The sequence below is a fragment of the Streptomyces sp. M41 genome (genome assembly GCF_043673425.1).
Classification (GTDB): Bacteria; Actinomycetota; Actinomycetes; order Streptomycetales; family Streptomycetaceae; genus Streptomyces.
Map to the genome: position 1 here is coordinate 1 of NZ_JBIMKE010000047.1, position 13873 is coordinate 13873.

A 13873-nucleotide genomic window follows, 5' to 3' on the forward strand; every position below is an offset into this window, starting at 1 on the left:
TGTCCGTCCTCGGTCCGGCGGTTGGGCCTTGATGGGCAGTACGGCTTCTTGACGCCGGCCGCTGCGGGCGGACACCCCCCACCCCGGCCCCTTCCCGCCTTACGCGGCTACCCCGCCGTCCGGGGTGCGCCCCGGCGGGGGCTGCTCGCCGCCGTACGCGGCTGACCCGCCGTGGGGTGCGCCTATGGCTTCAGGTTCTTGGTGAACCAGTGCTCGGCGTACGGGCCGTTGTTGTGTGGGGGCGTCTCCTCGTAGCCGAGGCGGGTGTAGAGGGTGCGGGCCTCCACCAGGTCGGTGCGGGTGTCCAGGATCATGTGGGTGGCGCCCAGTGCACGGGCCGCACTCTCCGCGGAACGGACGAGGAGGGGGCCGCCGCCCTTGCCGCGCAGTGACTCGTGGACGAACACCCGGGTGAGCTCCGCGGTTTGTGGGGTCAGCAGGCGTACGCCCGCTGTGCCGGACGGTTCGCCCGACCAGTGGGCCACGAGCAACTGGCCTGTGGGTGGTATCAGTTCGGCGCTGGTGTGGGCCTCGATTTCGCGTTCCAGTTCTGTCGGATCGGTGCGGTGGCCGTTGTGCCGGAGGTAGTAGCGGTCGCTGACCTCTGTGTAGTACGCCCTCCAGAGCGCGGTGGCGGTGGGGGAGTCGGGGGGTTCGGGGGTGACGGTCCAGGTCATGGGGGCATTTTTGGGGGAGGAGTCAGTGGGCTCGCAAGCGAATATGGGTGGCCTCGGGGGCGTCCAGTACCTCGGTCTTGTGCCATTCGATGTGCTTGTCGCCGATGTTGTCGAAGAGGCGGCGGCCTCCTTCGCCGATCAGGACGGGGACGACGTGGAGGAGGATCTCGTCCAGGTGGCCGGCGCGGATGAACTGCTGAACGAGGTCCGCGCCGCCCGCCAGGGAGACGTCCTTGTCGCCCGCCGACTCCCGGGCCAGGGCGAGGGCTTGTTCGGGGCCGCCGGTGACGAAGTGGAAGGTGGTGCCGCCCTCCTTGACCAAGGGCTCGCGGGCGTGGTGGGTGACCACGTAGACCGGCAGGTGGAAGGGCGGGTTGTCGCCCCAGGGGGCCTCGCCGGTGATGTACATGCCGTGACCCATGACGACCGCGCCGAAGCGCTGGATCCACTCGGCGACCATGTCGTCCTCGGGGCCGCCCGTGCCGCCCTTGAGGCCCTGTTCCCGGCGCCAGCTGCGCAGCCCGAACACCCACCGGTGCAGGCGCTCTCCGCCGATGCCCAGGGGGTGTTCGCGGCCGGAGTCCGGGCCCGCGATGTAGCCGTCCAGCGACATCGTCAGCTGGGCGATGACCTCACTCATGACTCTCTCTCCTCGGTCGGGGTTGGTGCCTTCACCCTTGCGTCGATCGGGGCGGTGGCGGATCGACACGCCGGAGTCGTTGAATGCGGGGCAGTTTGAGAGGGCTTCTCGGGGCAACCCGCCCCTCATGTCCACAGGTCTGATCGTTTTCATCGTGATTGCGGCGGTCGTCGTGATGTTCGGCGTCGCCCTGGCCCTGCGCGCTCGCGGTGCGCGGGGCGGTGGAGGTCTGAAGCGGCGCTTCGGGCCCGAATACGAGCGGGCAGTGGCCCGGCACGACGGCGACACCAAGGCCGCCGAGCGGGAGCTCGCCCAGCTGGTCGAGCGGCACGGCGGACTGCGTCAGCGGTCGCTGGAGCCGACCGAGCTCGAGCGCTTCGAGGCTCGCTGGACGGCGGCCCAGGAGCACTTCGTCGACTCGCCGAGGGAGGCCGTGCAGGAGGCGGACCGGCTGCTCGCGGAGCTGGCGCACGCCCGGGGTTTCCCGGAGGGCGCGCAGTACGAGGAGCAGGTCGGCGCGCTGTCCGTGCACCACGCCCCCCATGTGCACGGCTACCGGCGTGTGCACCGCGCCGCCCACGCGCCCGTCGGTGACGGACGGGACGGCCAGGGGCAGGGCACGGAGGCGATGCGCGAGGCCATGGTCGAGGCCCGGGCGCTGTTCGAGGCACTGACGGGCCCGGTCGACCGTCATCACGGGGCCTCCCGTGAGGCCCATGAGTCCCGCAAGGACGCCGGCGAGCGCACGCCCGCCCGCAGCAACGGACACCGCAGCCATCTGCCGTGGACGTTCACCCGTCACGCCAAGGGGAGTTGAGTGACATGACGGATGCGATCACCGGCAAGGGGGCGGGGATCGGCCCGGCGGGGAAGACGGAGCCGGTCGCGGCCACCGGTGGGGTGGAGCACCCGCCGGCCAAGGGTCTCGGCGGTGGTGCCGCGGACGGCGGGCGCGCGGGCGTTCCGTTCGTTTCGCACGACGAGTCCGACACGTTCGAGCTGAAGCTCCAGCACGCGGTCGCCACCTTCGTCGACAGGCCCCGGGCCGCCGTCGAAGAAGCCGATCACGTCCTGGAGGAGCTCGCCGCCCGCTTCACCGAGGCGGTGACCCAGCGGCGCCGGACCCTGCGCGGGACCTGGCAGTCCGCGGACCGGGCCGAGGGCGCGACCGAGTCGTCCGCCGACACCGAGCAGCTGCGGCTCGCCCTGCGCGACTACCGTGAGCTCGCGGAGCGGCTGCTACACGTCTGAGCCGTCCTTCGCCGCCGTCCGGCGCTCCCGCCACTCGCGTACGACCTCTTCGACGTCGTACGGCTTGCGGCCCAGGGGAGGGCCGGGCGGCGGCTTCAGCAGCATGTCGCGGATCTTGACGTTCACGTCCGTGATGATCTTCCGGACCGTCCGCTCCGACGGTGCCGCGTAGGCGGCCGTCAGCGCGTCCTCCGCCTCCTTGCGCAGGGCCAGGGCCGGGGGCAGGACCGACAGGCCCTCGCGGGCCATCTTGCGCTTGACCCACCACAGTTCGTCGTACGGCGATTCCAGGTCGGCCGGCAGTGGCCTGCCCGCACCGGGCAGTCTCTCGAAGTCGCCGCGCTCCTGCGCGTCGTGGATCTGCTTGTCGACCCAGGACTCGAACGGGACACCGGGGGGCTTTCGCTCGGTCATGAGTTCATTGTGCCGGACGCGGTGGTGCCGGTCGATTTATCATGCGGCGTCGGTGGCCAAACCGGCCGCTGTACCAGGACGTTTCAGAAGGAGCGCTCGTGCTCGAACTCACCATGGCCGCCGTGTCCGCGGCGGACGAGGGTGCCACGGCCGGCATGCTCATGGCCGACGCGCCCAGCGAGCCGGGCGCGCTGCTGCGGTGCGGCCGGGACAAGGCCGTGTGCCGGCTGGCGACGCCGGACGACTGGCTGTTCGTCTCCCGGGTGCACCTGGAGTTCCTGTGCGGCCCCGACGGCGGCTGGCAGGTGACCTGGCTGCGCGGCTCCCAGCCCGACCCGTCCTCCGAGGTGCGGCTGACGGTCGGGGAGTACGCCCAGCCGATCGCGTACGGCGGGACGGTGCCGCTGCCCAGGGGCGGCAGCGGAGAGATCGTCATCCACGACCGCACCGCCCCGCGCAGCGTCAACGTCGGCTTCTACCACGAGGCTTGATGCGCGCCCCGGCTCAGAGCACGCGGGCCAGCGCGAAACCGTCGTAGCCCTTGGAGCCCACCGTCTGGATCGCCGTGCCGCTCAACCTGGGGTGGCCGGCGATCAGTTCGAGGGCGGCCCGGGTGCCCCGGACGTCGGGCTCGGTGCTGTCGGCGTCGACGACCCGGCCGCCGCGCACCACGTTGTCGACGACGATCAGGCTGCCCGTGCTGGTCAGCCGCAGAGCCCAGTCGACGTAGTGCGGGTTGTTCGCCTTGTCGGCGTCGATGAAGACCAGGTCGAAGGGGGCCGGGTTCTCGTCGGCCAGCTTGGGCAGCGACTCCAGGGCCGCACCCACCCGCACCTCGACGATCTTGTCCAGGCCCGCCCGTGCGATGTTGCGGACGGCGACCTCGGCGTGCTTGGCGCTGTACTCCAGCGAGATCAGCCTGCCGTCGGCGGGCAGGGCGCGGGCCAGCCAGATGGTGCTGTAGCCGCCCAGGGTGCCGATCTCCAGGATGGTGCGGGCACCCTGGATCTCGGCGAGGAGCTGCAAGAGCTTGCCCTGGGGGCGGCTGACGGCGATCGACGGGAGCCCGGCGGCCTCGCTGTTGCGCAGGGTCGCCTGCAGCACCTCGTCGTCCGGTGAGAGCTGGGCGGAGAAGTACTCGTCGACGTCGTCCCAGAGCTGCGCGTCGCTCATCGCGTCACCTTTCGTAAGGCTGATCGGAACCGCTGACCGGGCTGTTGCTGCCGCCAGGGGTACCAGCATGGTCGATTCGGCCGATCGGCGCAGGCGGCGGCGTCGGTGTCGGGCCGGCGACTATCTTCATGTGGACAAAAGCAGAGCGGACGTCAGGTGAAGCGGGGGTGGCCTGCGTCTCTCGTGGAGGTGGCGCGAGCCGCATAGGGTTCGTAGAGATTCCTTACTCGTGAGACTGGACGAACGAGGCGGGAGGCCGACGAGGCGTGGCGAAAGCGGATCACGGCGGGCGACCGGCGGAGGCTCTCGGAGCGACGGCCGTCGGCACGGTCCAGGCGCGCCTGCGTGTGACACGGCTCGGTCTGTGGCTGATCGTGGCCCTGCTCGCCCTGCGGGAAGTGGCCGTCGTCCTCGGTAGCCCGCGCGGGGAGCGGCTGACGGATCTGGAGACCTGGGTCGGCCCGAACGGCGTCCTTCATGTGAAGGGTTCGCTGTACGACTCGACGCAGTTCACCGGTACACCGTTCGGCGGACTCGCCCTCAAGCCGTTGACCCGGGCCGCCGAGCAGGCCCTCGGCTGGGGCTGGACCTTCGGCACCCTTCTGCTGGTCGTCGCCCTCGGGCTGGTCGCCGCCCGTGCCCTGCCACAGCCCGTGACCCGCCGGGTCTCCCTGCTGGCGGCGCCCGTCGCGATCACCCTGCTGATGCTGTCGCTGCCGGTGCGCAACACCCTCTACCTCGGGCAGACCAGCATCATCCCGGTCCTGCTCGTCCTGCTCGGCTGCTTCGTCGTACGCGGCGAGCGCGCCGGCGGTGTGCTCATCGGCCTCGCCGCCGCGCTCCAGCCGACCCTGCTGCTGTTCACGCCACTGCTGTACTGCACCGGCCGTCGCCGGGCCGCGCTGTCCGCGGGGGCCACGTTCGGCGCGAGCACCCTGCTCGCCTGGGCGGCGATGCCGCACGACTCGTACACCTACTGGGTCCATCACATGGCCGGCGTCGGCCTCGGCGGACGCGCCGACGACCTCGGCAACCAGTCGCTGCACGGCGCGCTGCTGCGGCTGGGGCTCACCGGTCCGCTGGAGATCGCCCTCTTCTTCGTGCTCGGCGGTGCCGTCGCCGTCGTCGCCCTGCGCCGCGCCGTGCGCTACGCCCATGACGGTCAGCTCCTGCTCGCCGTCGCGATCACCGGCTGTGCCGCCATAGTCGTCTCGCCCACCGCCTGGCAGCACCAGCTGCTGTGGGTGCTGCTCGCGGTCGTCGGCCGGGTCGGCAGGCGGTCCTGCGACCGGTACGTGTGGCCGGTCGCCGTCGTCCTGGTGATGACGCTGCCCGCGAGGACGATGGTCCCGGACAAGCCGCTGCTGCAGCCCCTGCGCGCCGATCTGATCCTGCTGGCCGCGCTCGTCACGGCCGTCGTCGTCCCGTTCCTGTCGCGGACCTCGCCGTACTGGCGGACGCCTGTCCCGACCCGGTACGCGGACCCGGTCCCCGCGCGTTTCCGGCACATCCCGCTGGTGCCGTTCCTGCGCCGGGTGCTCAGCCGTCCGAACCTGCTGTTCGAGCTGCTGCTGATCCGGGTCACCTACTACGCGTACGCCCAGATCCGGCTCGCCGCGGCCGGTGACTCCAACTCGGCCGGCCGGGTCACCGCCGAGGAGCACGGCGAGGAGGTCCACTCCATCGAGCGTGCCTTGAGCATCGACATCGAGTACTGGGCCAACCACGCCGTCGTGAAGGTCGACTGGCTGCGGGACTTCTTCGACTTCTACTACGAGTCGTTCCACTTCGGTGTCCCGCTCGCCATTCTCGCCGTCCTGTACTGGCGCCGCCCGGTCGACTACCGCTGGGCCCGCACCGCCATCGGCTTCGCCACCGTCTTCGCCCTGATCGGCTTCTGGCTCTACCCGCTCGCCCCGCCGCGCCTGATGCCCGGCCTCGGCTTCATCGACACCGTCCACGGCCCGCAGGACTTCTCCCAGCCCGACTACGGCACCCTCACCGAGCTCACCAACCAGTACGCGGCGATGCCGTCCCTGCACTTCGGCTGGTCCCTGTGGTGCGGCCTGGTCGTCCTCATCCTCGCCCGCAGCTGGTGGCTGAAGGCACTGGGCCTGCTGCACCCGCTCTTCACCGTCACCGCGATCGTCGTCACCGGCAACCACTGGGTGCTGGACGCGCTCGGCGGCGCGCTGGTCGTCGCCGGTGGTTTCGCGGTGACGTACCTGTTCCAGGGGCCGCGCGCCAAGGCGGTGACGGGCCGGGCGGACGAGGTCGGCCGTGGCTCGCCGGTGCTGGTGGGAGGCCGGGCTCCGGGCTGAGCCGTGGGCCGGGTCAGCAGTGGCCTCCCGGTCCTGGTGCGGGGCCGTACTCCGAGCTGATGCGGTATACGCCGGGGGCGGAGACGGTGAGGCGGGTGAACTCGCCCTCGGGGGCGAGGCAGCCGCCGCCGTCGGCGTGCAGCCAGGGTGAGTAGGCCACCCGCACGGTCGCGGTCCCGGCGCGCGACATGCGTACGACGACGTCGGCGGCGGACGTCGACACCACGCTCGCGGGTTCGGTGACCAGCGGCACCGCGTTTCGCACCCGGTACACCCGCCACTCGTCGTCCTGCCACACCGGCTCCAGCCACTCGGGCCGGTCCTCGCGGATCAGCCGTGCCTCGACCTTGGCGTAGCCGTCGGGACGGCCCATCGGGAGCACGACGAAGCCGACGGCCCAGCGGTCCAGCCACTTGCGGTAAGTGGCGGCCGAGAACGAGCCGTCGTAGAACAGCCGGGCGCGTTCCATGTCGAGCTGGCGGTTCCAACCGCGGGCCATGTTGATGTGCGGGGCGAGACCGCTGGCCTCGCGGTGGTTGCGGGCCGGGACGACCTCGACGCGGGTGTGGTCGGCGCCGAGGCGGTCGAGGGCGCGGACCACGCCCTGGGTCTCGGTGGCCCAGCCGGGCACGACCGTGGAGACATAGAGATCGTCGGCGGTCTTCTTGCCGACCCAGCCGACGGAGAACACCAGGGCGACGACGAGCAGCTTTCGGCGGAACCCGGCGAGCGAGGGCCGCGCCAGCAGTACGGCGAGCAGGGCGGCGGGCGCGAACAGCTCGGCGAAGCGCTCGACGTTCGTGCCTATGGGGGAGGCGATGAGGTACGTCAGGACGGTCCCGGCCGCGTAGACGGCGCCGCTCCAGCGGGCGACGCGCCAGGTGCGGGGGGCGATGAGCGTGACGGCCAGGCCCAGGAGGAAGGGCGGCCAGACGCGGTCCATGGACATCAGCTGCTCGCCCTTGAAGGGGAAGAGCAGGCTCGTCACCCCTACGGTGACCGCGGGCGGTACCAGCAGGGCGAGGGCGCGGCCGAGGTCGCGGCTCAGCAGGTGGGCGGCGCCCACGACCACCAGGAACAGGCCCGCCACGGGGCTCGCCATGGTCGCGAGGACGGCGTATCCGGCGGCGAGGACGATCCGCCGCTCACGGGTGAGCAGCAGGCAGGCGGCGAGCCCGAAGGCGACGCCGAGGGCGAAGGTGGTGCGGCCGGAGGCCACGTTGCACCACAGGGCGAAGGACGCGAGGAGGGCCGGGCCGACCGGTCTTCGCAGGCCCTCGACCCGGGTGAGCAGGACGGCCGCGAGCCAGGTGGCCGCGACGCCGGAGACGACGGTGACCGTGCGGACGCCCAGGGCGGCCATCAGGTACGGGGATATCAGGCTGTAGTTGGCGGTGTGCGTACCGCCGTACCAGAAGAGGTTGTACGCCGATTCGCCGTGCCGTTCCGCGAAGCCGGCCCATGCCTCCTGGGCGGCCAGATCGCCGCCGCCGGTGGCGAGGAACAGGGCCCAGACCGCGTAGAGGGGAAGCGTGGGGAGCGTGGCCAGCAGGGGCACGCGGTGGCGGGTCCACAGCCTGCGCGGGAGCGGCTGACGGCCAGGGGGCGCCGACTCGGGGGCGTCGAGGCGGGTCCTGGTGTTGAGTTCGGCTGCGGCCACGTGATCGTAGACGCCGAACGGGGCGGGAACGTTCATCGTGGGCCCGGGTGGGCCCGGGTGGGTGCGAGGGGGCCGTCAGAACCGTGGCTTTCCGCCGACTTCGTCCGCTTCCTCGTCCCGTCCCAGCGCGCGGAGGTTCTGCTCGAGGCGGGCGCGGGTGCGCCGGGTGCCCGAGTGGTCCCTGCCGGCTACGCGCTCGAAGCGGGGCAGCAGAGCGGCGTTGAGGGCCCGTGCCGCTTCGTGCTGCCCGAGCTCGTGCAGGGTGTCGGCGACGCCGGCCTCGGCCCGCAGGGTCAGCACGGAGTCCTCGCCGGAGATCCTTCGGCGCCGCGCGAGCACGTCCCGGCGCAGGGCGAGGACACGGTCGTGCGCGCCGAGCGCGGACAGGGTGGCGGCCAGGTTGGCGATGGCCAGCAAGGTGGTCTCGTGGTCGGCGCCGAGCAGCCGCTCACAGCGCTCGGCGGTGTCCTCGGTCAGCCGCAGCGCCGCGTCGTGGACCTGGTCCAGCGCCAAACACGCGCCCAGGTTGCACGCCGCGAGCAGGGTCGCCGGGTCGTCGGCGCCGCGCACCCGCGTGCGCAGCCGCAGCACCTCCTCGAACAGGGGCCGACTCTGCTCGGTCTCGCCCAGCGCGAACAGGCACGCCGCGAGACGCTCGGCGACATCGACGGTGGCGGCGTGCGAGGCGCCGAGCCGGGCCGTCCAGTCCTGGTGGAGGAACCTGGCCGGCAGGACGCCGAGCGCAGGCTGCTCGGCCTCGTAGAGGTACCTGAGGACGTCGATCAGCAGCGCGCGGAAGGACGCGGGCTCACTGGTCTCGACGCCGGTCTCCCGCAGGTAGCCGAGCAGGGTCAGTGCGTCCGCGGTGACCAGCCGGTAGGAGCTCCACGATCGCGGCTCCCGGGCATCGAGCCCCGGCAGCCCCGCGAGCCGGTCACGGGCGGCGCGGCACACCCCCGCCAGGTCGCCGGTGCCCGCCCGGAACACTTCCACGACCTCGGCGTGCACCCGCAGCACGGCGGGATCCACGGGATACGTCATGCCGTCCACCCGCCCTGCCCCGCGCCCACGGCGGTGTCGAGGTCCGCCGGGCGGACGGCGTCCGCGATCCGTGGTGTCGAGCCGGGGTCGGTCGGACGGCTGCCGTCCACGGCTTGCGGTGCCGAGCGGCGTGAGGCGCAGGTGAGCCCGTGGGGGCGGGCCGGGGCGCGCCGGGCGGCGGCTTCGGTGTGCGCGCTCAGCAGGGCGGGATCCACGGGATACGTCATGCCGTCCACCCGTCCCGCCCCGCGCCCCCGGTGACCAGGTCCGCCGGGCGGACGCCGTCCACGACCCGTGGTGCCGTGCCGTCGGGGGAGGTGCAGGTGAGGCCGTGGGTGACGGCCGAGGTGAGTTCGGTGGCGGCTTCGGGGCCGAGGGCGGCGATCAGGGCATCCGTGGCGTGGTCCAGGAGTGACATGGCGAAGCCCCAGTCCGTGGAGGCGACTTCGTAGAACTTGCGCAGCGCGGCGTCCGGGGCGCGCTCCAGCAGCACCGGGAACAGCCGGGCGACCACGTCCCGGGGTATCCAGTGCTCGCCCGGCCAGCGGAACGTGCAGCGCTCGGCCCGGTCCACCAGGGCCACGGGATCCACCAGGTCGCCCAGGAGCGGGGCCGCCGCGAGGGAGGCCAAAGCGTCCACGCCGCTCGCGGAGCCGTCATCGGCCCGCGCGATGAGCTGCGCGGCCAACTCCCGTAATTCGAGCCGGTGTTCGGGGCGGGCCTCCGCGGCGAAGGCGAGCAGTTGCGCGGCGGCGGGCAGCGGGCCCTCGGTCAGCATGTCCCGTACGCGCCGCGTGAAGGCGGAGCTGAGCGGCGCGCCCGGCGCGGGGGTCACCAGGTCGACCGCGGCGGCGTAGACGGGGTTCTCGATGACCACCTGCCGGACTCGGGAGCGGTGTCCCGGCACCTCGCGGGAGATCCGGAACTCGTGGTGGGCCGCCGCGGCCCTGGCGCTGTCGGTCAGCGCGTCCTCGGGGTTCGCGCGTTGCGGGGGAGCGAGGAGCGCCAGGTGCAGCTCCTCGAAGACCGGCGCCGGGCGCTGCCCCTTGACCTTGAGGTCGGCGTAGAGCCCGGACAACCAGGCGATCGAGGACAGCTGTGCCGCGTGGGCCAGGTACGGCAGCTTCTCGATGGCCTGCGAGTCCTGGGGCCGGCAGGTCAGCGCGCGCAGGGCCAGTTCGAAGTGCACCCGGTGGTCGGGGCGGACGTAGGCCCAGGCCCGTTTCTCCGCGTCGTCGCCGCCGGACATGGACCACCTGTGGTGCGGCAGCTGCGCGAGCGCGCGGTCGGCCTCCTGGGAGAAGGCATCCGCCTCCGGGCCGTGATGGGACCGGCCGCTGTCGAGGCCGTGCGCGGCCACATGCAACTCGGTGAAGCCGATGGCCCGTTCCGCCGGGTCCGCGAGCGAGCGCACGAGGGCGAGCGCCCGGTCCCGGTCGCGGTGTGCGAGCCGGCTCGCGAGGCCGCGCACCACCCTGGCCAGGCTGCTGTGCGAGCCGAGTTCGACGGCGCGGACGATGTCGGCCGGGTCGCGGTAGAAGTGGGTGCGCGCGCGGCCGGCCCATTCATGGCTCAGGTTGAACATCAGCATGATCGCGTCCATGTTCACCCCCGGCGGAGGGTTGCCGGCACCGGCGCCGCGGGGCGGTTCGGGCGAGGAGACGACGAGCTCCGAGCCGTAGCCGCCCCGCCCGCCGAGCAGCGCGGGACCTTCCGTACGGCGGAGCAGGTCCTCCAGGATCACGCGGGCTTCGTCGATCTCGCCTCTGGCGACGTGCATGTGCGCGATACCGGCGAGGACCGAGTACCGGTCGCTGCCGTAGATCCCCCGGTCCGGGTCCCCGGCCGCGGTCTCGAAGTAATGGCTCCACATTCCGCTGTCGTTCCAGGAGGTGCGCTGCACGTCCTCGGCGATCCGGGCCGCCCGGGCGGGATCGAGCCGGGCCATGCGCTGGATGATGCGCACGAGGTCGTCGTCGCGCCGCACACCGAGCAGCCGCCCCTTGCGCCGTTCCTCCGGCGGGTCGCGGAACTCGGCGTACTCGGCTTCCAGCAGCCGCAGTTCCTGCGCGCGGCTCGACCGCCCCAGCGCCGACAGAGCGCTGTGCTCGGCCCAGGACGTCTTGGCCCAGGCGAGATAGCGGTCGACGAGGGTTTGCGCCCGCTCCGGCGATCCCCAGCGGCTGAACAGCCCGGCGGCTTCGAGGACCGCGTTTTCCGTACGGCCGTCGACCACCATCGTGTCCAGGCGGGACAGCAGGAGGCGGGCGGTGGTCCGGTCCACGTCGGCCAGGACCTCCGCCGCCCTCGTCAACCGACCGGCGAGGCCCTCCTCGCCGGCGGCCTCGAAGACCTGCGCCCGCACCCGCGCCAGGAACCGGCGCCCGGTGTCCGGTTCGTGCGGGGCCCACAGCGCGGCCAGTCTCGCCAGCGCGACGACCTGGGCCGCCGGTCTGGCGGTGTCCAGGCAGGACTCGGCCCTGTGCAGCACCTCGGCGAGCCGCTCGGGCGCCACTCGCTCCGCCAGGTCCAGGTAGTCCGCGCAGCGGTCGGCGCTGATCCTCTCGATGATCGCGCAGGCCCGGTCCGGGTCCGGCTCGGCCGCCGCGGCTGCCCGGCACAGGCCGTCGGGCAACTCGCCACGCGCCGAGGGCTGTTGTTCGGCCGCCAGCCCGTATTCCCACAGCCGCACCGCCCGGTCGAGATCATGGGGCGCGAGCAGCCGTGCAGCCATCGCCATCGCGCTGCGCGCCTCGTGTTCGCGGTAGTACTTCGTGCCGTGCCGGGGGATGGTGAGCGCCGTCTCCACGAGCAGCTCCAACAGCTCCTCGGCCGACGGGTCGTGGGGCCCCGGGTGCGCGTACCGCCAGATCTCCGCGACCGCCGCGAAGCGGTGCATCGACGGCGCGATCCCGGAGGCGTGCTCCAGGGCCTCCTTCAGCCGGCCCAGCCGGGCCAGCAGCCCGAGCGCGCGGGGTGGCAGCGCACTGCTGGACTGCGCCGCCTGATGACGTACGACGCCGAGATACGTCAGCCGCGGCAGCCCCTCCCGCACCGGCGCGGTCCGGGCGATGTGCCGGGCGACACGGTCGACGAGTTCGAGGAATCTGCGCTCGGCCCCGAACGCCACCCTGATCGCCCGTGACAGCCCCGGGCAGACCAGCTCGACGGCCTCGCCGGCGGCGGCCGGACGCCCGCTGCGCAGCAGGTGTTCGACCAGATGCACCAGCCCGTACGGGTCGACCCGCGACCAGTCGACCTCCTGCCAGCTCGCCGCCGAGCCTCGGTAGTGCCGCACGATCCGCTCGTGCCACTCGGTCTCCTCGACCGCGCACTCCGGGTACTCCCGGTCCGCCTGCTCTCCGACCAGGTACTCGCCGACCGACGTGTGGAACAGGGCGATCCGGTCGGCGCGGCGGACGATCAGCCAGCGCAGATGCCGCAGCACATTGCGCACATGACGCCGCTGACCGGTCAGGCCGGACAGCTCGATGAGCACGCTCTCCGGCAACGGCTCCCTGGCCACGGTCAGGATGCCGAGGACGGGCTGCCCGATGCTCTCCCAGACATAGACCTCGCGCTGATCCCCGAGCGCGGCCTTCCCGATGCCCTCCACCGCCTGGCGCGCCGCGTCGACGAGCACCCCGTAGATGCCCGCGAGATCCGGTGGCAGCCCGTCGAGGTCGAACAGCCGGACGGCCATGTCCTCGTTGCCGAGCTCGATGGCGTCGGACAGCGCTCGCGCATAGCTCGCGACGTACAGGAAGTTGCCGCCGGCGCGGCGGGCGACCTGCCGCTGGAACTCGTCCGGGAACAGGCCCCTTTCCTGCGCGGCGGTGAGGATCTCCGGGGTGCCGAGGGCGTTGCGGGCGTAGCGGACCAGGTCGTCGCCGACCTGCCGGTGGGCGGGATCCAGATCGAGGGTGGTCGTCGTCGCGCCCGGCGCGGTCAGCTGCCGCAGGTCCGCGTGCGGGCGGGAAGTCACGACGACACGGACGTTGCGCGGCAGCCGCGCACTCCCGGCGAGCCAGTCCAGCAGGCCCGGCCGGCCCGCGGGCGGCGCGGTCGCCTCGTCCAGGGCGTCGAGCAGGATCACGATCCGGGCGGCGGGGTCCTCCTTCAGCAGCACCCGCGCCGGACCGATCAGCGCCAGGTGCGCCAGGTTGTCCGGGTCCTGGAGCCGCGGGCTCAGATGGGCCCGGCCGATCTTCACCCCGCTCAGCGAGCCGCGCATCCCGGCCACGCTCTGCCGCACGCTGAGCGTCGCGGTCTCGCCGAACGGCGATGCGTACAGGTCGTCGATCGTGATGCCGGTGACACTCGCCCCGTCCGCGACCTCGCCGACCTCCTGCGTGACCTCGATCGACAGGCGTTTCTCGTCGAAGAGTTCGGGCCGCCGAGCGGCGAGCTGATGCCCGGTCCACATCAGGAACGAGTGGATGTCCCCGGTGGCGGAGGTGCCGTCGTCGTCCTCGGCGCGGATGAAGTAGCGCAGCCAGTCCGGGCGCGCCTTGGCCAGGCCCGTGAGCAGACTGGTCTTGCCCGAGCCGGGCTCGCCCGTCACCAGCACCAGACGGCTGGAGTCGTCGCGGACCGCCTCCTCGATGGCCGTGTGCAGCCATCGCCGCTCGACGAAGTCCTCGCCTGTGTGCTCACGGACCAGTGACTCGAACGGCAGCTCCCCATGACCGCGCAT

12 protein-coding genes are annotated in these 13873 nt (G+C 72.5%); 4 read left to right on the top strand and 8 right to left on the bottom strand.

Annotation, left to right across the window (positions count from 1 at the left end):
- Positions 1-182 precede the first annotated feature (182 nt).
- Both ACHBTE_RS34340 and ACHBTE_RS34345 read right to left on the bottom strand, forming a co-directional pair.
- A complete protein-coding gene (locus ACHBTE_RS34340; protein ID WP_394729419.1) occupies positions 183-677 on the bottom strand; it encodes a GNAT family N-acetyltransferase in 495 nt (164 codons plus the stop codon).
- Between the two features lie 22 nt (positions 678-699).
- A complete protein-coding gene (locus ACHBTE_RS34345) occupies positions 700-1317 on the bottom strand; it encodes a dihydrofolate reductase family protein (protein WP_394729421.1) in 618 nt (205 codons plus the stop codon).
- Between the two features lie 127 nt (positions 1318-1444).
- Here ACHBTE_RS34345 and ACHBTE_RS34350 point away from each other — a divergent pair, with 127 nt between their 5' ends.
- Positions 1445-2134 (top strand): hypothetical protein, encoded by a 690-nt coding sequence (locus tag ACHBTE_RS34350; protein WP_394729423.1) that lies wholly within the window; start codon positions 1445-1447, stop codon positions 2132-2134.
- Between the two features lie 5 nt (positions 2135-2139).
- Complete coding sequence (locus tag ACHBTE_RS34355; RefSeq protein ID WP_394729425.1) at positions 2140-2568, top strand: hypothetical protein; 429 nt, start codon at positions 2140-2142, stop codon at positions 2566-2568.
- Here the strand turns inward: ACHBTE_RS34355 and ACHBTE_RS34360 are convergent.
- Entirely contained in the window at positions 2557-2982 is a 426-nt protein-coding gene (locus tag ACHBTE_RS34360; protein ID WP_394729427.1) for a DUF1992 domain-containing protein, read from the bottom strand. The genes ACHBTE_RS34355 and ACHBTE_RS34360 overlap by 12 nt on opposite strands.
- 98 nt (positions 2983-3080) lie before the next feature.
- Here ACHBTE_RS34360 and ACHBTE_RS34365 point away from each other — a divergent pair, with 98 nt between their 5' ends.
- Positions 3081-3473, top strand: a complete 393-nt coding sequence (locus tag ACHBTE_RS34365; protein ID WP_394729429.1) for a hypothetical protein — start codon at positions 3081-3083, stop codon at positions 3471-3473.
- Between the two features lie 13 nt (positions 3474-3486).
- Here ACHBTE_RS34365 and ACHBTE_RS34370 read toward each other — a convergent pair whose 3' ends face one another.
- Positions 3487-4155: an O-methyltransferase gene (locus ACHBTE_RS34370; protein WP_394729431.1), complete on the bottom strand. Its 669-nt coding sequence runs from the start codon at positions 4153-4155 to the stop codon at positions 3487-3489.
- A 266-nt stretch (positions 4156-4421) separates the two neighbouring features.
- Here ACHBTE_RS34370 and ACHBTE_RS34375 point away from each other — a divergent pair, with 266 nt between their 5' ends.
- Positions 4422-6476 carry a bifunctional glycosyltransferase 87/phosphatase PAP2 family protein gene (locus ACHBTE_RS34375; protein ID WP_394729433.1) on the top strand — a complete coding sequence of 685 codons (2055 nt, stop codon included), beginning with the start codon at positions 4422-4424 and terminating at the stop codon, positions 6474-6476.
- Positions 6477-6489: 13 nt separating this feature from the next.
- Here the strand turns inward: ACHBTE_RS34375 and ACHBTE_RS34380 are convergent, their stop codons facing one another.
- From ACHBTE_RS34380 to ACHBTE_RS34395, 4 genes are all read right to left on the bottom strand, one after another.
- Positions 6490-8136, bottom strand: a complete 1647-nt coding sequence (locus ACHBTE_RS34380; RefSeq protein ID WP_394729435.1) for a hypothetical protein — start codon at positions 8134-8136, stop codon at positions 6490-6492.
- Between the two features lie 75 nt (positions 8137-8211).
- Complete coding sequence (locus ACHBTE_RS34385) at positions 8212-9177, bottom strand: tetratricopeptide repeat protein (protein ID WP_394729438.1); 966 nt, start codon at positions 9175-9177, stop codon at positions 8212-8214.
- Positions 9174-9404, bottom strand: coding sequence for a hypothetical protein (locus ACHBTE_RS34390; protein WP_394729440.1), 231 nt, complete (start codon positions 9402-9404; stop codon positions 9174-9176). The genes ACHBTE_RS34385 and ACHBTE_RS34390 overlap by 4 nt, the downstream gene beginning before the upstream one ends.
- The gene (locus ACHBTE_RS34395) at positions 9401-13873 is read right to left on the bottom strand and encodes a hypothetical protein (protein ID WP_394729442.1); all 4473 of its coding nucleotides are present in this window, start codon (positions 13871-13873) and stop codon (positions 9401-9403) included. The genes ACHBTE_RS34390 and ACHBTE_RS34395 overlap by 4 nt, the downstream gene beginning before the upstream one ends.